Below are 19591 nucleotides of genomic sequence, written 5' to 3'. Positions count from 1 at the left end.
GGGGTCAAGAGGTGCGGAACCGCTGTCATGACGCCGCCGCGGCCGCTGCGCTGGGGCAGCGGCCGCGGCGGGCGAGGAGAAAAGACCCGGGGGCCGGGCGGCTCGAAGGAGCCGTGGGCCGTCAGTCGGGCAGAGCCTGTCCGCGGGTCTCCGGGGCCAGGCGGACCAGGCCGATGCCGACGACGAAGACGACGGCGGTCAGGGTCAGGGGCAGGGTGAGCGAGCCGGCGGCGTGGATGCCGTAGCCGATGAGAAAGGTGCCCGCGGCCGCGACCCAGCGGGAGAACGTGGTGGTGAAGGCGAACGCGGTGGCCCGCATCCGGGTCGGGTACTGCTCGGGCAGCCAGATGGTGAAGACCGCGAAGTTGGCCCCGCCGAACCCGAGCAGGGGCAGGAAGACGAAGGTCAGGCCGATGGAGGACAGCGGGTAGGCCACCCCGTACGCACCGACCGTCCCGACGATCATGAAGCCGTAGAGCAGGGCGAGCGCGCCCCGGCGGCCCAGGCGTGCGGCCAGGCGGGGCACCGCGAAGCAGCCCAGGATCGTGAACAGCGCCACCGTCATCGACGACAGGCTGGCCAGGCGGACCGTGGCGTCGTGGCTCTCGCCGGCCCGCTCCGCCAGTTCGGTCATGGCGGTCGGGACGTAGGTCGACCCGGCCCACAGGCCGATCACGCACACCACGAGGAGCAGCAGATTGCCCATCGTGCGGCCGCGGTAGGGCGGCGTGAGGATCTCCACGACCGGCTGCCAGAAGGACCGTCGGGCGGCCAGGTGCGAGGTGTCCTTCCAGCGTTCGGGTTCCGGGGTGCTGCGGCGCAGCAGGAAGACGGCGAGCGCGGGCAGACCGCCGATGAGGAACAGGCCGCGCCAGCCGAGTTCGGGCCCGAACGCCAGGTAGACGACGGAGACGGCCAGCACGCCGACATAGGCGGCCGAGTGCATCAGGCCGCCGAAGCGCTCGCGCACCCGCTCGGGCATGACCTCCGACAGCAGGGTGCCCGCCATGGCCCATTCGCCGCCCACGCCGATGGCGGCCAGGAAGCGGAAGGCGTTCCACTGCCACAGGTCGGCGGCGACGCCGGCCAGGGCGGTGAAGACGCCGTACATCAGGATCGAGGCCATCATGGTGGGTTTGCGGCCGAAGCGGTCGGCGAGCGGGCCCCAGATCGCCGAGCAGCCCCAGCCCAGGAGGAACAGCGCCGCGCTGATCTGCCCGTACCAGCCGATGTTGCCGGCCGTGGCGGCGATGCCCGCGCGGGGCAGCAGCTCGGTCATGGTGGGGGCCAGAACCAGCCCGAAGATGGTCCAGTTGAAGCCGTCCATGGCCCAGCCGCCGAAGGACCCCCAGAAGGCCCGGCGCTGTGCTGAGGTGAGTCGTGGGGGTGTGCCGGCGCCGGCGGCTCTCGTCGGGGGATTGTCGATCGTCACGGTGACCTCGATTCGGCTCTGTCGACCTGGGGGTGACGACGGGTGACGGGGTGGCGGAGAACGGGGTGGGGGAGAACGGGGGGGAGAGAACCGGAACGTGCCGGCGGGTCAGCCGGCGCGGGTGACCCCGGAGAGGAAGGCGGCGAGTCCTTCCTGCATGCTCGCGTAGTCCGCGGCGGGTCCGGCAGGGGTCGCGGCGAGACGCTCGCGGACCGGGGCCAGCAGCGCGTCCACCGAGCGTTTGGCCGCGCGGATCGCCGTCGGCGGATGGGCCGTGATCGCGGAGACGAGAGCGGCGACGGTGTCGTCCAGTTCGGCCGCGGGGACATGACTGCTGGCCAGACCGAGCCGCACCGCCTCGCGGCCGTCCACCAGCCGTCCCGTGAAGAGCAGGTCGCGGGCCACGGCGGGGCCGGTGAGCAGGGCGATCCGTGCGGCGAAGGCGGGCGGCACGAGGATGCCCCAGCGGGCGACGGGCATGCCGAGCGTGGCGTCGTCGGCGACGACGCGCAGGTCGCAGGCGCAGGCGAGCTGGCAGCCCGCGCCCGCCGCGGTGCCGCGGACCCGGGCGACGACGGGGACGGGAACACGCTCGATCGCGCTGAGGGCGCTTTCCATCGCGGTGAAGGAGGCGTCGATCTCCGCGGGCTCGGCGCACAGCCACTCGCGCATGTCGGAGCCCGCGCTGAAGAAGGTCTCGCCGGCCCCGGTGAGGATCACCGCGCCGAGCGCGGGATCGCGGGCCAGGTCCTCGAACACGGTGGCCACGGCGATCCAGTCACGGCGCGTCAGGGCGTTGGCGCGGCGCCCGGTCCCGACCCGCACGGTCGCGACGGCACCGTCGCGCGTCACTCCGACCGCGCCCGTCTGGCCGGTCATCGTACGGCTCCGATCGCGTGCAGTTCCTCTATCTCGCGGGCGCTGTAGCCGGCCTCGGCCAGGACGTCGTCGGTGTGCTGGCCGAGCAGCGGGGGAGCGGTGCGGATCCGGGGCGGGGTGGCGCTGAGCTTGAGCGGCGAGCCGAGCGTGCGCAGCTCGCCGGCCGTGGGGTGGGGCAGAGTGGTCACCATGCCGCGGGCGCGTGCCTGCGGGCTGTCCAGCGCCTCGTCCACGGTGCTGATCGGCGCGCACGGCACCCCGGCGGCCTGAAGCGCCTCGGCCCACTCGGCGCTGGAGCGCCGGGCGAGGGCCTCCTCCAGCAGCGGGATCAGGGCGTCGCGGTGACGGACCCGGTCGGGGTTGGTGGCGAAGCGCGGGTCGTCGGCGAGGGCGGGCTGGCCGAGCACCTCGGCGAAGCGCCGCCACAGCCTGTCGTTGCCGGCGGCGACCATCAGATGGCCGTCGGCGGTGGCCAGGGCCTGGTAGGGGACGATCGTCGGGTGGGCGGAGCCGTGCGGCCCGGGGACGGTGCCGGTGGCGAAGTATCCGCCGGCCACGTAGGTCAGCCAGGCGAGCTGCCCGTCGAGCAGGGCGACGTCGACGTGCTGGCCGCGGCCGGTGACCTCGCGGGCGTGCAGCGCGGCGAGGATGCCGATGACCGCCCACATCCCGGCGCCGATGTCGGCGGTGGCCACCCCGGGGCGCACCGGTGGGCCGCCGGCTTCGCCGGTGATGCTCATCATGCCGCTCTGGGCCTGGGCGATCGCGTCGTATCCGGGGCGGGAGGCCCAGGGGCCGGTCTGGCCGTAGCCGGATATCGACGCGTACACCAGGCGGGGATTGCGGGCGGAGAGCTCCTCGTAGCCGAGGCCCAGGCGGGCGGCGGTGCCGGGCCGGAAGTTCTCCACCAGCACATCGGCGCGGTCGGCGAGGCGGAGCACGAACTCGCGTCCCTGCGCCGTCTTGAGGTCGACGCTCACCCCGCGCTTGTTGCGGTTGGCCGCGAGGAAGTAGGCGGCCTCGCCGCCCTGGAACGGCGGCCCCCACTGGCGGGTGTCGTCGCCGTCCTTGGTGTCCTCCACCTTGACGACGTCGGCGCCGAGGTCCGCGAGCACCATGGTCGCCAGGGGGCCGGAGAGGATGCGGGAGAGGTCGAGGACGCGGATTCCGCAGAGGGCGCCGGGGGCGGGGCCGCCCATGGGAGCCGGTGTGTCGGGCGAAGTCATGCCTGCGGGGTCCCTTCTGGAGCGGGCGCCGGGTGGACAAGTGGATGGACCACTGGACCACTGGACCGTGAGCTAGAGTGTTCGACGGGTTCGAACCGATGTCAAGGCCGGCGTCGGGGTCCGGGGGGATCGGCCGGGGAAAGGATCTGCGTCGTGACGGAGTCGCTGCGTCCGCTCACCCGCTCGCGTCTGTACGAGCAGGTGGTCGACAGGCTGCGGGAGTACGTGCGGAGCGAGCATCTGCACGCGGGGGACCGGCTGCCCCCGGAGCGTGATCTCGCGGACCGGCTCGGCGTCAGCCGTACCTCCGTCCGGCAGGCGATCGTCGCGCTGGAGGTGCAGGGCCTGGTCGAGGTACGGCACGGTGGCGGCACCTATCTGCTGCGGGACCGGCTGGAGACCGAACCGCTGGAGACCATGATCGACCGGCGGCGCAGGCTCCCCGACGTGCTGGACGCCCGGGACGCGCTGGAGACCAAGCTCGCCTTCCTCGCCGCGACCCGCCGGACCGAGGAGGACCTGGCGGAGATCGACGCCGCGCTGGCCGCCATGGCGGAGGCCGTCGAGCGCGGCGAACTCGGTGTCTCCCAGGACAAACGCTTCCACGCCGCGGTCACCGCCGCCGGACACAGCCCGCTGCTCGCGGCGTTCATGGCCGAGATCGCCCTGCCCATCGCCGAGAGCCGCGAGGAATCGCTGCGCCAGCCTGGCCGCCCGGCCAGGTCCCTCGAACAGCACCGGGCCATCGCGGAGGCCGTCCGGGCCCGTGACGCCGAGGCCGCGGCCCGGGCCATGCACCACCATGTGGTGACCGTCGGACACGTCAAGCTGCTGGACTGGCAGGCCGAGGCGCTGGGCTGACCGGCGCCCCGGACGGCGGGCCGTGCCCGTCATGCCTTGCGGACGGGGGGCGGTTCCCATGCGCCCGTCAGGACGTCGGCATGCGGTGCGTACAGGCGCATGGTGACGCCGAGGGGGCCCGAAGGGGCCGGAAGCCAGTTCGTGTCACGGCCGGCGCCGGGCCGGGTGCGGGCGAGGACGATGTCGAGGGAGCCGTCGGCGTTGCGGTGCAGCCGGTCGCGGTCGCCGAGGCAGTAGCGGTCCAGCTCGTTCGGCACCGGGAACCCGTCCTCGTCGTACATGGTGACCGACCAGAAGGCGCCCACCGGCGGCAGCGCGCCGGCATCGAAGTGGATCACGTAGTCGTGCTCACCGGTCGGCGGATCCCCGTCCGCGTCGGCCACGAGCACCGGATACACCGCGTCCTCGGGCGGGTTGGCGCCCAGCCCGGTCATGGCGACGACCGCCCGCCGGAAGTAGTCGTTGCCGTACACGCCGATGCCCTCGGTCACCATCGACCAGCCGTTGACCCGCCGCCCCAGGCGGCTGCGGGCGGCGAGCATCCGCTGCTGCGCCTCGGTGACGCCCGCCTGGATCTCGTCGAGCTGCTGCCGGCTGAAACCGGTGTCCGGGAACGGACGGCCGGGGATCACGCCGATACCCGCGATCCGGGCCAGGACGGAGAAGTCCGTGGCGTGCGGCGGCTGCACGCCGAGCACAGCGGCACCGCGGAGGAAGAAGCCGACGGCGCTGAGCCCGTCGACGAACCCGAGCGGCTCCTCCACCGGGGACGCCGGGCCTCCTCCCCGGTCCGCCGGCGGTGTGCGAGGAGTGATCGTGAAGCCGTCCTGCACGGCGTGCGCCGCCGCGTAGTCGTCCACGCCGTCGGTCTGCGTCCGGCCGATGATCCACACACAGGGCGTCGGTGCCCGGACCACCGGGCGGCCCTCCGCGTCACCGGCCGGTGCGCCGGGCGGCACCAGCAGGTAGCTCTGCGCGCCGGTGCCGGTGGTGCGCCTGCCCGGCGCGGCGAACACATCCGTCCACATGTCGAGCATCGCCATCAGGACGTATCTGCCCCCGGTGTCGCCGAGGGACACACGCACCGGTCCCTCGGTGAGATCCAGCCAGGCGGTCGAGTACAGGGTGTCGAAGTTCGGGCGCACCACGGCACGGAAGTCCGCCGCAGGGAACGCGCGCAGGTGGTGGAACCGGTTCGGCGGCCCGGCCCCCGGCCCGGAACCGGCCGGTCTGCTCACCCACATCTCGCGCGTGACGTCCATCGTCACCAGCGGATACAGATACACGTATGCCTCGTGACCCAGCGTCCGCAGGTCGTCGGCCGGTGTCGTCATGAGGCGCTCCCTGTGTCGTGCCCGCAGCGGGAGCCGGTGCGCAGGTTCTCAAAGTGTCGCGGGTGCGTACGTTCTCAGAGTGTCACGGCGCGGGGGCACCGGCGATGTGAGGCACCGCGGAGAACGTCGCGCACCACGTGCAGCAGGCCGGGCGTCAGCCGCAGCACCGTCGTCCGGCCGGCCGGCCTCGTGGTCCAGGGCGCGCGCGCCGTCCCGCGGCGCGCAACGGTGCGGGGCGTCCGCCGCTTCCGGCCGGCCGCCAAAGCGGGCGTAGGGGGCGACGGCGCCGCCGCACGGCGGTCCCGGGCGGGGGACCCGGCCGTGCGACGGCGCCCGGTGTCTCAGCGCGTGGTCGGGCGCGACAGGTAGCGGCCCTGCGGCTCGCCGACCACCTTGCCGTCCGCGAAGACCGGCCGGCCGCGCAGGAACGTCGACTCCACCCGCGCGCCGATCTCCAGACCCTGCAGCGGCGAGTACTCCTGCGCCGACTCCGAGTCCGCCGCGTCCACCGTCCAGGAGCGCGACGGGTCGACGAGCGCCAGGTCCGCGTCGTAGCCCTCCGCGATGGCACCCTTGGCGGTCAGGCCGAAGCGCCGGGCCGGGGCCCAGGCGGTCAGCTCCGCGACCTTCTGCAGCGGCAGACCGTGCGCGGGCGCGGCGCCCACCAGGCCGGGCAGCAGATACTCGGTGCCGCCGAAGCCCGACTTGGCCTGGAACACGTCGTCGGCGGGGTCGCCGAACTTCGTCTCCTGCCTGCAGCACGCGTGGTCGCTGACCACCCAGCTGACGTTCCCGGCCACCAGGTGTTCCCACAGTGCGTCCACGTCGTCCTGGGGACGCAGCGGCGGGTTGACCTTGCCGCCGATGCCGGACGCGGTCTCGATGTTCGCCAGCAGGTGGCCGATGGTGACCTCGCGCCGGAAGTCGACCTGCGGAAACGTTTTCGCCATGAGCATGGCCGCCTCGATGGCCTTGCGCGAGGACAGATGCAGCAGGTTGATGTTCGGCAGCTGCGTCTCCGCCGCGAGGTAGCTGGCGATGGTGACGGCGAGACCCTCCGAGTGGGGCGGGCGGGAGGCGCTGTACGCGGCGAGGCCGTCGAGCTTGCCCTCCTCCTCCACCAGCTTGGTGTAGGCCGTCATGATCTCCGCGGTCTCGCAGTGCAGCGACAGCGAGATGGAGTCCGCCAGCTCCGGGTACGCCTCGCGCGCCGCCTGCACGCCGCGCATCACGAACTCGAAGTGCGCCAGGTCGTAGCGCTCGCCCGGCGGGATCATCAGGAAGGAGTTCTGGTCCGCCGACCGGCCGTGCAGGCCGTGGCTGCCGTAGAACATGAACACCTTGAACGAGGTGACGCCGAAGCGCGCGATCAGCTCGGGTATCTCGGCGATGTGCGACTTCTGCATCGGCGCGAGGTGGAAGGCGTAGTCGACGTGGGAGCGCCCCTCGGCGTTCTCCAGGACCAGCGGGAACACCTCGTCGTAGCTGCCGCCCCGGTTCATGTAGTACTGGCCGGTGCGCATGTACGTCAGTGCCGTGGTCACGCCGCCCTGGGCGCAGGCACGGCTCTCCGTCGCGGTGTCGTCGGACAGCGGGTTGTAGATGCCCCAGTGCTGGTGGGCGTCGACCACGCCGGGGAAGGCCAGCAGTCCCTTGCCGTCGACGACCTCACGGGCCTGCTCGGCCGGGATGTCCGGGGCGATGCGGTGGAACACGCCGTCCTTGATGCCGATGTCCGTGGTGGGGATGTCGGGTGCGTCGTGCCTGACCAGCCGCACGTTCTTGATCAGCAGGTCCAGTTCGGTCATGAGTGCTCGTGCCTCTCTGCGTGGGTGTGAGTATGGGACAGGACCGTCGCCGCCTGCCAGGCCAGTCCGAGTGCTGGAAGCAGGCCGTTGCCCGCGAGGTAGCCGCCGGCCCCGTGTCCCGAGATGCCGTGTGCCGCGCCGCCCGACGCGAAGAGCCCGGCAACCGGCGATCCGTCCTCGGCCAGGACGCGGGCGTCGCCGTCCACCGCGAGGCCGCCCTGGGTGTGGAACAGTGCGGGGATCACCTCGACCGCCGCGTACGGGGCGCGCAGCGGCTCCTCGAAGAAGGTCCGGCCGAAGGCGTCCTGGTCGGCGGTCCCGCCGGCCAGCGCGACCTGGCCCGCGACCGACTCCTTCAGCGCCGCCGCGTCGCAGCCGGTCCGCCGGGCGAGGGCGTCGAGGTCGTCGGCCCACACCAGGGCCCCGGCGTCCACCGTCTGGCGGAAGTCGGTGAACGGCAGGCACAGGTCGTGGATGCGCCGGTCCAGGACGATCCAGCCGCGGGCGTCCGGACGGGCCGCGAGGGCCGCCGCGTACTCGGAATAGCCGGTGGTCTCGTCGCCGAAGCGCCGCCCGTCGCGGTCGACCATGATCGCGCCGTGCATGATCGTGGCCCAGCCGACGAGCGTGCGCGACCGCCGGGCCAGCGCCGCGTGCCCCTGGTAGGCGTCCAGGTAGGCGGCGCGCGCACCGTGCCGCAGCCCGATCCGCAGTCCGTCGCCGCGGGAGAACTGGCCGCCGTGGTAGTCGGCCGCCGCGATCTCGGGCAGATGCCGGGTCACGAGCTCGCGGTCGGCGCCGTAGCCGTTGGTGGCCAGCAGGACGGCCCGCGTGGGGATCGTCTCCCGGTGGCCGCCCGGGTCCTCGACGACCGCGCCCGTCACCTCGCCGCCGGCACCTCGTTCGACGTCGGTGAGCCGGGCGGGGACCAGGAGGTCGATCCCGGGCGCGGAGCGCACCCGGTCGTACAGGTGCCGCAGCAGCGTGGACCCGTGCCGTCCCTCCACGGTGTGCAGCCGGTGCACGGAGTGGCCCGGATAGGCGAAGTCGGTGACGAGGCTCAGCGGCAGGCCCGCCTCGTCGGCCAGCCACTCCACCAGCGGCGCGCTGATCCGGGCCAGGGCCGCGGCGAGCGCGGGATCCGCGGTGCCGTGGGTCTTGGCGGCGATGTCGGCGGTGAAGCGTTCGGGGCTGTCGTCGATCCCCGCCTCGCGCTGCCAGCGCGACCCCGCGCCGGGGATCATCGCGGTGGACATGGAGGTGTTGTTGCCGCGCAGGAACTGCTCGTCCGGGTCCACCACGAGGACGCTCAGCCCGGCCTGCGCCGCCCGGAGCGCGCCCGCGAGGCCGCCGCCGGCGCCGGCCACGACGAGGTCGACCGCCGCCTCCTGCGTGCCGCCGCTCATGACCGCGCCCCCGCCGCCAGCAGCCGCAGGGCACAGGCCGCCGGGTCGACCAGTTCCACGAGGTGCGGCGCGTCGGTGTCCACGGCCGAGCAGCCGTTGATCACCGCGGTCACACCTGAGGCCGCGAAGCCGTCGAGCGCGTCGCGGACGGCCCGGTTCCAGCGCCGGGTGTCGGCGATGGCCTCGAAGTCCAGGTCCAGCACGGTGACACCCGCGAACCAGGGCGCGAGGCCGTAGTCCTCGATGCGTCCGGCCAGCGCGTCGGCGATGGCGCGGTTGCGGGTGACGGCGCCGAAGCGGCGCCCGGTGGCCGCGAGGTGGGCTGCGGTCAGGCGCAGCATGCCGACGGTCGGGACGGCGGCGCCATCGGGTTCCACGGGTACCCCGGGGTCCAGCACGCAGTCCGGCAGGTACACCGCGTAGCCCTCGTCGGGCGCCTGGGCCAGCGCGGCGACCACGCCGGCGGTGGAGACGTCGACGTCCTGCCGGGTCCGCAGCTGCGCGGGCGCCTGCGGGCCGCCGTCCTCAAGGACGACGTCCACACCCGGCGGGGCCAGCCGCCGGTAGCGGGCGCGGCGCCGGGCCAGTTCCTCCGCGTCGACGTGGACCGGGGTGACGGAGAAGATCTTCATCGGGTGCCTCCACGGCTCGCCGCCGGCGCGGCGGTCAGGGCGGCGAGGCTCCGCAGCAGCGGTCCCGCGCCGTCGGTGTCGGGCAGACGGTCCGCGGCCCGCCGCAGCTGGTCGGCCAGGGCGTCGTCGCCGAGCAGGCCGGTGAGGACGGCCTGCAGCGTGCGGGTCGTGAACGGATGGTGGCTGCTGTCGCCCACGGGGTGCGGTGCGGACAGCTCCACGCGCTCGCCGTCGGTGAGGAGGGCGGTGAGCCGGGTGGCGCGCTCGTGCGGCAGGCGCGCGGTCAGCGCCGGGTCCTCGGCGACGGTGACCTTCGCGGCCAGGGCGAACAGCTCGGGCCGCTCGGCCTCGGTGGCCTCGGCGGTGGCTGGGGTGACGGCCCCGTCCAGCAGCGCGGCGGCCACCGCGTACGGGACGGAGAACATCGCGCCCAGCGAACTGTCCCAGCGTCGGCGGTCCAGCCGCGCGGCCAGGGCGTGCGTGTCCACACGGATCTCTCTCACCGCGTCGGTCACCTCACCGGGCCGCAGCCCGTCCAGGTGGCGGGCGGTGCGCAGTTCGAGGGCCAGGTCGGCGGCGGGGTGGGTGTACGAGCACGAGGCGTGCCGTTTGAAGTAGTTGTGGGTGATCTGCCAGTCGTCGCCCAGCCCGTCGGCGAGCGCCGCGGCGTCGAAGCGGCCGAGCAGGGTGCCGAGCGACAGGGCGGCCGTGCCGGTGGTGCGGACGGCGCCCGCGGCCGCCAGCCGGGCCGCGGCGAGGCCGGACAGGGCCGCGGCGCCCACCCAGGCGTCGCGCACCCGGTGCCCGTCGAGCGCCGAGTCGAAGTGCCCGGCCACCGCGAGGCCCGCGGCGGTGTCGACGGCCGCCGCCACCTGGTGGGCGTCCAGGCCGAGCAGCAGCGCGCAGCCGGCGGCGGCGCCGGTCGCGCCCCAGGTGCCGTGCGGATGGACACCGGGGGCGAGCGCGGTGGCGCGGCCGAAGCGCGCGGCCACCTCGTACCCGGCGAGCAGGGCGCGCGCGGTCTCGGCGCCCGTGCTGTTCAGCGAGGCGGCGAGGGCCAGGATCGCCGGGAAGGCGTGGGCGGCCGGGTGGCCCTTGGCGTATTTGCCGCCCTCGTCGAGTTCGCAGCACACCAGGGCCGTCGCGTTGAGGTAGGCGGCGACGTCGGGCTGGGTGCGCAGGCTCGTACCGAGGACCGGCGCGTCGCCCGGCGGTGCGGGCCAGGCGGCACGGATGCGCCGCTGTCCCTCGGTGCGGGCGCCGGCGACGGAGACGGCGAGGGTGTCGAACAGGACGAGCGAGAGGCGCTCGCGGACGGTGCCGGGGACCTCGGGCCAGGACAACGTCCAGGCCCAGTGGGCGAGTTCTTCGGTGCGCCGCGCGGCCTCGCGCTGAGGGTCGCAGGCTGGGTCGGGTTGTGTGCGGGACCGGCCGGGGGGCACGTGTCCACCTCCCTCCGAGTGTTCCACTCAGCGGAACACTATGACGCAAACATGCTGTCAGTGCCGAGCGGAACCCGTCAATACCCTCTTTGTAAACGCCAGGAAACCTGGAAATCACTGGGGAGAGGGCCTTGACCTCGCCGGAGAGCGATGCTTCTCTGTTGTTCCATTGAGCGGTACAGAAAACGTGATCGCTCGCAGAGAGGCCCCCGGCCGCCAGGCAACGGGCAGGTGAGAATGGGCCCATGACGACTCAACCCGGAACCGAGACCGCAGGCCGCGTCATCGACGTCCTGCTGCTGTTCACCGACGGACCCGACGAACTCGGCGTCTCGCAGATCGCCCGTGAACTCGGCCTGAGCAAGGCCGTGGTGCACCGCATCCTGCAGACCCTCGTCGCCCGCGGCATGGTGGCGCTGGACCAGGAGACCCGGCTGTACCGTCTCGGCCCCACCGCCGCGGCCCTCGGCGCCCGCGCCCTGCGCGAGCTGGACCTGAGGGCCGTGGCCGCGGACACCCTCCGCCGGCTCCACGAGCAGACCCGGGAGACGGTGACCCTCACCGCGCTCGTGCCCGGCGGACGCGCCTACATCGACCAGATCGTCAGCACCCACGAGGTGAAGATGACCGTGGACCTCGGGCGCAGGTTCCCGCTGCACGCGGGCTCCTCGGGCAAGTGCATCCTCGCGTTCCTGCCCGCGGAGCGGCGCGAGCAGATCCTCACCGCCGGCCTGTCCGCCCTGACCGACAGCACGCGCACCGACCCCGACGCGCTCCGCGCCGAACTGAAGGAGATCAGGGAGCTCGGCTACGCCAGCTCGCAGGGCGAGCGCCAGGCGGACGCCGGTTCCGTCGCCTCGCCGGTGTTCGGGCTGGACGGCGACGTCCTCGGCTCGGTGTCCGTGTGCGGCCCGCGCTCACGGTTCACCCCGCAGTTCGTCAGCGCCTGCGCACCCGGCGTGGTCGCGGCGGCGCGGGAGATCTCCGCCGCACTCGGCTGGACCGGCGACGGCCCCGGCACACCCGCCGCCAAGGCCTTTCCGCACGCGACAACGGAAGGATCCCCATGACCGACACCTCACCCGCTGTCCCGGACGCCCCCGGCGCGGCGCTCGCCGGCATCAAGGTGCTGGACATCGCCACCCTCTTCGCCGGGCCCCTCGCGGCCACCCTGCTCGCCGACTTCGGCGCCGACGTCACCAAGATCGAGCACCCCAAGGGCGATCCGGTGCGCAGCCACGGGGCGAGCAAGGACGGCGTCGGCCTGTGGTGGAAGATGCTCTCCCGCAACAAGAAGGCCATCACCCTCTACCTGGGCAGCCCCGAAGGGCAGGACATCTTCCGCCGCATGGTCGCGGACGCGGACGTCGTCATCGAGAACTTCCGCCCGGGCACCCTGGAACGCTGGGGCCTGGGCTACGACACCCTCTCCGAGATCAACCCCCGTCTCGTCCTCGCCCGCATCACCGGCTTCGGCCAGACCGGCCCGTACGCCCAGCGGCCCGGGTTCGGCACCCTGGCCGAGGCCATGAGCGGCTTCGCCGCCATCACCGGCCAGCCCGACGGGCCGCCGACCCTGCCGCCCTTCGGGCTCGCCGACGGCATCTCCGCGCTCACCGCCGCCTTCGGCATCATGACCGCGCTGCACGCCCGCGAGCGCACCGGCCGCGGGCAGGTGCTCGACCTGGCGATCATCGAACCGATGATCACGCTGCTCGGTCCGCAGGCCATCGCCTACGACCAGCTCGGCGAGCTCCAGCCGCGCACCGGCAACCGGTCCGTGAACAACGCCCCGCGCAACATCTACCGCACCAAGGACGGCAGTTGGGTCGCCGTCTCCACCAGCGCCCAGTCCATCGCGGAACGCGTCATGCGCCTGGTCGGGCACCCCGAGTACGTGGACGAACCCTGGTTCGCCTCCGGCGCCGAACGCGCCCGGCACGCGGACGAACTGGACGAGGCGGTCGGCTCCTGGATCGCCGAACGCACCCGCAGCGAGGTCGTCGCCGCCTTCGAGGAGGCCCAGGCCGCCGTCGCACCGATCTACGACATGCGCGACATCTTCGAGGACCCGCAGTTCCAGGCCCTTCAGACCATCACCACGGTGGAGGACGAGGAACTCGGCACCATCCGCTTCCAGAACGTCCCCTTCCGCCTCAGCGACACCCCCGGAGCCGTCCGCTGGCCCGGCCCGCGCAAGGGCCGCGACACCGCGGAAATCCTCGGCCGCTACGGCGTGAGTGCCGACGAGCTGGCCGCACTGGCCGAACGGGGCATCGTATGACCGCCCCGCGGGCGGTCGGCGCCGCACGGTCCTGGCTGTACGTGCCCGCGACCCGACCCGGCCTGCTCGACAAGGCGATGGCGGGCGACGCCGACGCCGTCGTCCTCGACCTGGAGGACTCCGTCCCCGCCGGCCGCAAGGACGAGGCCCGCGCCCACGCCGTCGAGGCCGTGACCGCCACCTGGCCCAAACCGCTGTGGATACGCGTCAACCCGGTCCGCACCCTGGAAGGCCGCGCCGACCTCGACGCCCTCGCCGGCACCCCCGTGCAGGGACTGCGGCTGCCCAAGTGCGAGAGCCCCGAGGAGATCCGGGCAGTGCTCGGCCGCATCGACGCCCCGCTGCACCTGCTGTTCGAGACGGCCCTCGGAGTGGAACGCGCCTTCGCCCTGGCCACCGCCGCACCCCAGGTCGCCCTGCTCTCGCTGGGCGAGGCGGACCTCGCCGCCGACCTGCGGGTGAGCGATGCCGGCGCCCTCGACTGGGCCCGCGCCCGCCTCGTCAACGCCGCACGCGCCGCCGGCCTTCCCGGCCCCGTCCAGAGCGTGTGGACCGACGTCGCCGACCTCGACGGCCTCACCGCCGACACCCGGCGCGCCCACGCACACGGCTTCTTCGGCCGGTCCGTCATCCACCCCCGGCAGATCCCCCCGGTCAACGCCGCCTTCACCCCGCGGCCGGAACAGGTCGAGGACGCCCGCCGGCTCCTCGACTCGCTGCGCCGCGCCGAGGACGCGGGCAGCGCGGCCTGGCTCGACGACCGCGGCCGGTTCGTCGACCCCGCGGTCGTGGCCCGCGCCCGCTGGGTGCTCGACCTCGCCGGCTGACACCACCGGCTTCCCGCCCACACCCCCACCACATCCAGGCAAGGCAGGTCATGACCTCCGTTCCGCACACCTCGAACCCGCTGCTCGCCGCGCTGCCGAGCGACCCGCGCATCATCGAACTCGGCCAGCCGCTGTTCACCGGCATGCCGTGCTCGCCCAACCACCCCGGCTTCCGCATGACCCTGGCCCGCCGGCACGGCGACATGGTCCGCCCCGACGGCGGATCCGCCGCCAACGAGGTGATCATCACCGGCGGCCATGTCGGCACCCACATCGACGCCCTGTCCCATGTCAGCCACAACGGCCTGCTGCACGGCGGCGTCGACGCGGCCGAGGCACAGGCCGGCGGCTCCTTCTCCGTGCACGGCGCCGAACGCACCCCGGCGATGGTGACCCGCGGCGTGCTGCTCGACGTGGCCGCGGCCCTGGGCACCGACACCCTCCCCGGCGGCTACGGGGTGACCGCGGCCGACCTGGAGAAGGCGGCCGAGCTGGGCGGCGCCGAGCCGCGCCGGGGCGACGTCGCCGTGGTCCGCACCGGCTGGGCCCGCCACTTCGACGACCCGGTCGCCTACCTGGGCAAGGAGTCCGGCGTCCCCGGCATCACCGAGGACGCGGGCGCCTGGCTCGCCGAACGCGGGGTGCGCGCCGTCGGCTGCGACACCACCGCCTGCGAGCGGATACCCCCGGGCGCCGGGCACAGCGTGCTGCCGGTGCACCGGCTGCTCCTGGTCGACCACGGCATCTACATCATGGAACACCTGGCCCTGGAGGACCTGTCCGCCGCCGGCGTGCACGAGTTCCTGTTCATCGTCGCCCCGCTGCGGATCGTCGGCGGCACCGGCTCCCCGATCCGCCCGATCGCGGTGGTGGCCTGATGACCACTGCCTCCAGCCCCCAGCCGACCGCCGCCCAGCAGCTCGCCGCGTTCGCCGTGTCCGTCCGGGACACCGGCCTGCCCGACGGGCTGCGCGACAAGGTCACCGGCCACCTGCTGGACCTGATCGGCAACAGCCTCGCCGCCCTGTCCCAGCGGCCCGGGGCCGCCGTGCGGGAACTGACCCGCGAATGGGGCGGCACACCCGCCGCCACCGTCATCGGGTCCGCGACCCGGCTGCCCGCCCCGTCGGCGGCCCTGGTCAACGGCACCCTCGCGCACAGCCTGGACTTCGACGACACCCACCTGCCGTCCGTCCTGCACCCCTCGGCGTCCGTGCTGCCCACCGCCCTGGCCACCGCCGAGGCCGTCGGCGCGAGCGGCGCGCAGCTGCTGGCCGCCGGGGCCGTCGGCATCGAGGTCACCTGCCGGCTCGGCATGGCCCAGTACGACGCGGACCTCGGCAACTCGGTCTTCTTCGACCGGGGTCTGCACGCCACCGCGATCTGCGGGGCGATCGGCGCGGCCGTCGCGGCGGCCATGCTGCGCGGCCTGGACGCCGACGGCATCTGCTCCGCCATCGGCATCGCCGCGAGCATGGGGTCCGGCATCATCGAGGCCAACCGCACCGGAGGCACCGTCAAACGTGTGCACTGCGGCTGGGCCGCCCACGCCGGTGTCGTGGCCGCGGACATGGCCCGGCTCGGGCTGACCGGCCCGCCCACCGTCCTGGAGGGCCGCTTCGGTTTCTTCCAGGCGTTCTGCGGCGACCGCTTCGACGCGGACACCGTCGTCGCCGAGACGACGCAGCAGCTCGGCGAACGCTGGGAGCTGTCCCGGCTGTTCATCAAGCCCTATCCCTGCAACCACTTCACCCACGCGGGCGTGGACGCGGCCATGCGGCTGCGCGCCCGCGGGGTCGATCCCGAGCGCATCGCGCGGCTGACTCTGGGTGTTCCGGCACCCGTGCTGCGCACCATCGCGGAGCCGGCGGCCGAGAAGGCCCGTCCGCGCTCGGGCTACCACGCGGCGTTCAGCGGCCCCTACACGGTGGCCGCCGGACTGCTGGCCCGGCCGGGGGAACCGGGCCACGGACTCGGTGTGTTCCACGAGGACTTCACCGACGAGGCGGCGGCCGACCCCGCCCGCCTGGCCCTCGCCGCACGCGTGACCTGCGTCGCGGACGAGGAGTGCACCGCCGTCTTCCCGCACCAGTTCCCGGCCGTACTCACCGCGGAACTGGACGACGGCACCACCGTGACCGAACGGGTCATGGTGAACAGGGGAAGCCCCGAAAACCCTCTCGACGCCATGGAACTCACCGCGAAGTTCTACGCCAACACCCTCGGCACGGGTGACGAGCGGGCTGTCAGAGCACTGGCCGACACGGTATGGCACATCGCAACGGCCCCGGACACCGCGGAGCTGACCCGCGCCCTGTCCGCGGTGGCGGACGGCACCTGAGCCGTCGCCGACTCCCCATCCCCTCCCCGAGGTGAACCCATGAGATCCTCGCGTTCCCACGTCCGGTGGCTGACACTCGGACTGATCGTCGCCCTCATCGTCATCAACTACATCGACCGCAGCGCGGTCAGCTACGCCGTGGACCCGCTCTCCGAGGCGTTCGGCATCAGCAAGTCCCAGTACGGTCTGATCAGCAGCGCGTTCTCCGTCGGCTACATGGTGTTCGCGTTCGCCGCGGGACCGCTGGTGGACCGCTACGGCGCGCGGCGCATCCTGCTGGTGGGTGTGGCCATCTGGTCGGTGGTCACCGCGGTGACCCCGGTCTCCGGCTCGTTCATCGGGCTGTTCGTGGCACGGGTGATTCTCGGCGCCGGTGAGGGCCCGGGTTTCCCGGCGGCGACCCGCACCGTCAGCCGCTGGCTGCCGCAGAAGGAACGCGGGGTCGCGCTCGCCATGGTCGGCGGTGTCGCCGTGGCCGGCTCGCTGCTGATCGGCGGCCCGCTGGTCACGCAGCTGATCTCGGGCGTGGGCTGGCGCGGCATGTTCTGGGTGCTCGCGGTCCTCGGCGCGTTGTGGTTCGCCGCCGCCTGGGTGCTGCTGTGGAACACTCCTGAGGAGCACAGCCGGGTGTCGGAGTGGGAACGCGCGCACATCGCCGCCGGCCAGCTGGAGGAGGAACGTTCCTCCAAGGGGCGGGTGCACTGGCGTCCCGTGCTCACCAACCGCAATCTGTGGATCATCGCGGTCGGCTACTTCGCCTGGGGCTTCATGTTCTGGGGCTTCATGTACTGGCTGCCCGACTACCTGTCCTCGGAGTACGGGCTGAGCATCACCGCCGTCGGCCTGTTCACCGTGGCACCGTGGGCGGCCGGTGTGGTGGGCGCGCTCCTCGGCGGTGTGATCACCGACCGGGTCTTCGCCCGCACCGGCAGCCCCCGCTCCCGGCTGACCATCATGGGCGTGGCCCTGCTGCTGTCCGGCGCCGCCCTCGTCCCGATCGTGGTGGCTCCGTCGCTGACGGTCTCGGTCACCTTCATCTCGGTCGGGGTCGGCCTGGGCTTCGTCACCGGCGGCATCTGGTGGGTCGCGGCCATCGACGCGGTGCCGGCGCAACCCGGTGTCGCCGCGGGGTTCGCCGACGCGGCGTTCGCCCTGTCCGGCATCGTCGCGCCGTCCGTCATGGGCTTCATCGTCTCCTCCACCGGCAGCTTCTCCAGTGGCTTCGTCGTGATGACCGTCCTGGCGGTGATCGGCGCGGGCTCGATGCTGGTCCTGCCCCAGCGGGACCGTCGCCCGGCGGACACCGCGTCGGGCGGCAAGCCCGACCTGGTGGCGAGCTGAGCCGTCTGCCGCCCGCCCGGGAGATCCGCCGTACGCGGGGCTCCCGGGCGGGCCCTGCCGGCATACGCCCTGCCGGCATACGCCCTGCCGGCATACGCCCTGCCGGCATACGCCCTGCCGGCATCCGTCCCGTCCGCGGCGGCCCGGCCGGATGGCGCGGGACGTCGCCGGGCCGCACCGTGGAGAGTGGGAGCGCACGTCCCGGCGCTCACACGGGCCCAGGGAAAGCACCGGCGTCATGAGCGAGACCATCGCGGGAGTGGACCTCCCGGACACCGCGGTCGCGATACAGGCCGCCCGCTTCCTGCAGGAGACCGGCGACCCCCTGCTGTACCACCACTCCAGACGCGTCTTCCTGTTCGCGTCCCGGCACGCGCGAGCGCTCGGCCTCACGCCGGATCCCGAGCTGCTCTACGTGGCGGCGATGTTCCACGACACGGGACTTGCCGTCCCCTTCTCCGCCACTCCCCAGCGCTTCGAGCTCGACGGCGCCGACCACGCACGGGCGTTCCTGCTCGACCGCGGCTTCCCGGAGAGGTCCGCCGAGGTGGTCTGGTCGGCCGTCGCGCTGCACACCACGCCGGGGATCCCCGCCCGCCTGGGACCGGAGACGGCGGCGTTGAACGCCGGCGTGCTCACCGACGCGGTCGGCCTGCGCCTCGACCAGCTGGACCGCGACCGGGTCGACGAGATCGTCGCGGCCCATCCGCGCGGCGCCTTCAAACAGCGGTTCCTGCGTCTGTTCGCCGAGGGGCTCCGGCACCGCCCCGACACCACGTACGGCACGGTCAACGCGGACGTGCTGGAGCATTTCGTCCCCGGATTCCGCCGCACCAGCATGGTCGAGCGGGTCCTGAACGCCCCCTGGCCCACCTGACCCGGCACGGCGTCCGCAGCGGCGTCGCAGCGGTGCCGCCGCTGCCGCCGTCCCGGCCGCCGGCCGTCACGCCCCGTCGCCGCACCGGCCCGTGCCGTCGTCGCCGGGGTGGGCGACCGAAAAAGCGGCGTGGTGCCCAAGCGGTGCGGACCGGACAGCAACGGTCACACGCGGGTGCCGGATGCACAGTAACGGTCGGTAAATGCGGGAAATCCGTGCACTTGTGGTCAGTCCTGGGAACCGAGCGCTGCGTTACCAAGACTCGACGTGTGGCGACCACCGAGCGCGAGGACGGCGACTGGAGCATGGACGAGCACGGGTGCGACGGCGGCCCGCGTCCGCCGGGAGGAGCGGCGGCCTCACCCGGTGCCCGGCCGCCGGACCCGGCACCCTACGAGGGGGTGTGGCGCTTCACCGCGCCCACCGTCGACGCCTCCGTCCCGCAGGCCCGGCACGCCGTGCGCGACCTGCTGCGGCGCCAGGGCGTGCCCGTCTCCGAAGTCCTGGTCCACGGACTGCTGCTGATCGTCTCCGAGCTGGTCACCAACGCCGTACGGCACGCGGCGCTGCTGTCGCCGATGCTCGCCGTCGAGGTCGCCGTCGGCCCCGAGTGGCTGCGGGTGTCCGTGGAGGACAACCACCCCTACCGGCCCAGCGCCCTGCACACCGACCACGGGCGCACCGGGGGCCGCGGCCTGCTGCTGGTCCAGGAGATCGCCCGGGAGGCGGGCGGAGTGTGCGGTGTCGAGCACACGGCGAGCGGCGGCAAGGTGATCTGGGCCGCCCTGCCGTTCGGGCCCGGCCGGTAGCCGGCGCGGGCCCGCCTGTTGCCGGGCGCTCCGTCCGCTGCGGCAGCACGGCCGCGCCCGTCCCGGCCGCGCGCGGCCGGCGGCGCGGGACG

General features: G+C 73.6%; 17 protein-coding genes. 9 read left to right on the top strand and 8 right to left on the bottom strand.

Features of this window, described 5'->3' with window-relative positions; translation table 11 throughout:
* Positions 1–121: 121 nt before the first annotated feature.
* The 3 genes from IE286_RS17300 to IE286_RS17290 form a co-directional block, all read right to left on the bottom strand.
* Positions 122–1432, bottom strand: coding sequence for an MFS transporter (locus tag IE286_RS17300; protein ID WP_189797656.1), 1311 nt, complete (start codon positions 1430–1432; stop codon positions 122–124).
* A gap of 108 nt (positions 1433–1540) precedes the next feature.
* Positions 1541–2311: an enoyl-CoA hydratase/isomerase family protein gene (locus IE286_RS17295; RefSeq protein ID WP_189797655.1), complete on the bottom strand. Its 771-nt coding sequence runs from the start codon at positions 2309–2311 to the stop codon at positions 1541–1543.
* Positions 2308–3537, bottom strand: a complete 1230-nt coding sequence (locus IE286_RS17290; RefSeq protein WP_229863010.1) for a CaiB/BaiF CoA transferase family protein — start codon at positions 3535–3537, stop codon at positions 2308–2310. Before IE286_RS17290 ends, IE286_RS17295 begins: the two co-directional genes overlap by 4 nt.
* Before the next feature lie 153 nt (positions 3538–3690).
* Between IE286_RS17290 and IE286_RS17285 the strand changes: the two genes are divergently transcribed.
* The gene (locus IE286_RS17285) at positions 3691–4398 is read left to right on the top strand and encodes a FadR/GntR family transcriptional regulator (RefSeq protein ID WP_189797654.1); all 708 of its coding nucleotides are present in this window, start codon (positions 3691–3693) and stop codon (positions 4396–4398) included.
* 29 nt (positions 4399–4427) lie between these two features.
* On the opposite strand, the gene IE286_RS17280 is transcribed toward IE286_RS17285, so the two are convergent.
* The 5 genes from IE286_RS17280 to IE286_RS17260 form a co-directional block, all read right to left on the bottom strand.
* Positions 4428–5732 carry a DUF1254 domain-containing protein gene (locus IE286_RS17280; protein WP_189797653.1) on the bottom strand — a complete coding sequence of 435 codons (1305 nt, stop codon included), beginning with the start codon at positions 5730–5732 and terminating at the stop codon, positions 4428–4430.
* Positions 5733–6073: 341 nt separating this feature from the next.
* A complete protein-coding gene (locus IE286_RS17275) occupies positions 6074–7540 on the bottom strand; it encodes a dihydroorotase (protein ID WP_189797652.1) in 1467 nt (488 codons plus the stop codon).
* A complete protein-coding gene (locus IE286_RS17270; protein ID WP_189797651.1) occupies positions 7537–8946 on the bottom strand; it encodes an FAD-dependent oxidoreductase in 1410 nt (469 codons plus the stop codon). Before IE286_RS17270 ends, IE286_RS17275 begins: the two co-directional genes overlap by 4 nt.
* Positions 8943–9578: an aspartate/glutamate racemase family protein gene (locus IE286_RS17265; RefSeq protein ID WP_189797650.1), complete on the bottom strand. Its 636-nt coding sequence runs from the start codon at positions 9576–9578 to the stop codon at positions 8943–8945. Before IE286_RS17265 ends, IE286_RS17270 begins: the two co-directional genes overlap by 4 nt.
* Positions 9575–11020 (bottom strand): MmgE/PrpD family protein, encoded by a 1446-nt coding sequence (locus IE286_RS17260; protein WP_189797649.1) that lies wholly within the window; start codon positions 11018–11020, stop codon positions 9575–9577. Before IE286_RS17260 ends, IE286_RS17265 begins: the two co-directional genes overlap by 4 nt.
* 245 nt (positions 11021–11265) lie before the next feature.
* On the opposite strand from IE286_RS17260, the gene IE286_RS17255 reads away from it, so the two are divergent.
* The 8 genes from IE286_RS17255 to IE286_RS17220 all read left to right on the top strand — a co-directional run bounded on the left by IE286_RS17255 (position 11266) and on the right by IE286_RS17220 (position 19499).
* Positions 11266–12090 (top strand): IclR family transcriptional regulator, encoded by an 825-nt coding sequence (locus IE286_RS17255; RefSeq protein ID WP_189797648.1) that lies wholly within the window; start codon positions 11266–11268, stop codon positions 12088–12090.
* Complete coding sequence (locus IE286_RS17250) at positions 12087–13304, top strand: CaiB/BaiF CoA transferase family protein (RefSeq protein ID WP_189797647.1); 1218 nt, start codon at positions 12087–12089, stop codon at positions 13302–13304. Before IE286_RS17255 ends, IE286_RS17250 begins: the two co-directional genes overlap by 4 nt.
* Positions 13301–14131 carry an HpcH/HpaI aldolase/citrate lyase family protein gene (locus IE286_RS17245; RefSeq protein WP_189797646.1) on the top strand — a complete coding sequence of 277 codons (831 nt, stop codon included), beginning with the start codon at positions 13301–13303 and terminating at the stop codon, positions 14129–14131. Before IE286_RS17250 ends, IE286_RS17245 begins: the two co-directional genes overlap by 4 nt.
* Positions 14132–14181: 50 nt before the next feature.
* Positions 14182–15009 carry a cyclase family protein gene (locus IE286_RS17240; protein ID WP_189797645.1) on the top strand — a complete coding sequence of 276 codons (828 nt, stop codon included), beginning with the start codon at positions 14182–14184 and terminating at the stop codon, positions 15007–15009.
* On the top strand, positions 15009–16472 hold the full coding sequence (locus tag IE286_RS17235) for an MmgE/PrpD family protein (protein ID WP_189797644.1): 1464 nt from the start codon (positions 15009–15011) through the stop codon (positions 16470–16472). The genes IE286_RS17240 and IE286_RS17235 overlap by 1 nt, the downstream gene beginning before the upstream one ends.
* A gap of 39 nt (positions 16473–16511) precedes the next feature.
* Positions 16512–17813 (top strand): MFS transporter, encoded by a 1302-nt coding sequence (locus IE286_RS17230; RefSeq protein WP_189797643.1) that lies wholly within the window; start codon positions 16512–16514, stop codon positions 17811–17813.
* A 238-nt stretch (positions 17814–18051) separates the two neighbouring features.
* The gene (locus tag IE286_RS17225) at positions 18052–18690 is read left to right on the top strand and encodes an HD domain-containing protein (RefSeq protein WP_189797642.1); all 639 of its coding nucleotides are present in this window, start codon (positions 18052–18054) and stop codon (positions 18688–18690) included.
* Between the two features lie 305 nt (positions 18691–18995).
* Complete coding sequence (locus IE286_RS17220; protein WP_189797721.1) at positions 18996–19499, top strand: ATP-binding protein; 504 nt, start codon at positions 18996–18998, stop codon at positions 19497–19499.
* Positions 19500–19591 lie beyond the last annotated feature (92 nt).

Origin of the sequence: Streptomyces thermodiastaticus (assembly GCF_014656135.1) — a bacterium.
In the GTDB taxonomy this organism is placed as follows: domain Bacteria; phylum Actinomycetota; class Actinomycetes; order Streptomycetales; family Streptomycetaceae; genus Streptomyces; species Streptomyces thermodiastaticus.
This window is presented reverse-complemented; position numbering and strand designations above follow the sequence as displayed.

Bases quoted from the DNA above. Each gene is read 5' to 3' on its own strand.
- IE286_RS17245 (WP_189797646.1), top strand. From the start codon at position 13,301: ATGACCGCCCCGCGGGCGGTCGGCGCCGCACGGTCCTGGCTGTACGTG.
- IE286_RS17255 (WP_189797648.1), top strand. From the start codon at position 11,266: ATGACGACTCAACCCGGAACCGAGACCGCAGGCCGCGTCATCGACGTC.
- IE286_RS17280 (WP_189797653.1), bottom strand. From the start codon at position 5,732: ATGACGACACCGGCCGACGACCTGCGGACGCTGGGTCACGAGGCATAC.
- IE286_RS17230 (WP_189797643.1), top strand. From the start codon at position 16,512: ATGAGATCCTCGCGTTCCCACGTCCGGTGGCTGACACTCGGACTGATC.
- IE286_RS17235 (WP_189797644.1), top strand. From the start codon at position 15,009: ATGACCACTGCCTCCAGCCCCCAGCCGACCGCCGCCCAGCAGCTCGCC.
- IE286_RS17240 (WP_189797645.1), top strand. From the start codon at position 14,182: ATGACCTCCGTTCCGCACACCTCGAACCCGCTGCTCGCCGCGCTGCCG.
- IE286_RS17275 (WP_189797652.1), bottom strand. From the start codon at position 7,540: ATGACCGAACTGGACCTGCTGATCAAGAACGTGCGGCTGGTCAGGCAC.
- IE286_RS17225 (WP_189797642.1), top strand. From the start codon at position 18,052: ATGAGCGAGACCATCGCGGGAGTGGACCTCCCGGACACCGCGGTCGCG.
- IE286_RS17290 (WP_229863010.1), bottom strand. From the start codon at position 3,537: ATGACTTCGCCCGACACACCGGCTCCCATGGGCGGCCCCGCCCCCGGC.
- IE286_RS17220 (WP_189797721.1), top strand. From the start codon at position 18,996: ATGGACGAGCACGGGTGCGACGGCGGCCCGCGTCCGCCGGGAGGAGCG.
- IE286_RS17295 (WP_189797655.1), bottom strand. From the start codon at position 2,311: ATGACCGGCCAGACGGGCGCGGTCGGAGTGACGCGCGACGGTGCCGTC.
- IE286_RS17250 (WP_189797647.1), top strand. From the start codon at position 12,087: ATGACCGACACCTCACCCGCTGTCCCGGACGCCCCCGGCGCGGCGCTC.
- IE286_RS17265 (WP_189797650.1), bottom strand. From the start codon at position 9,578: ATGAAGATCTTCTCCGTCACCCCGGTCCACGTCGACGCGGAGGAACTG.
- IE286_RS17270 (WP_189797651.1), bottom strand. From the start codon at position 8,946: ATGAGCGGCGGCACGCAGGAGGCGGCGGTCGACCTCGTCGTGGCCGGC.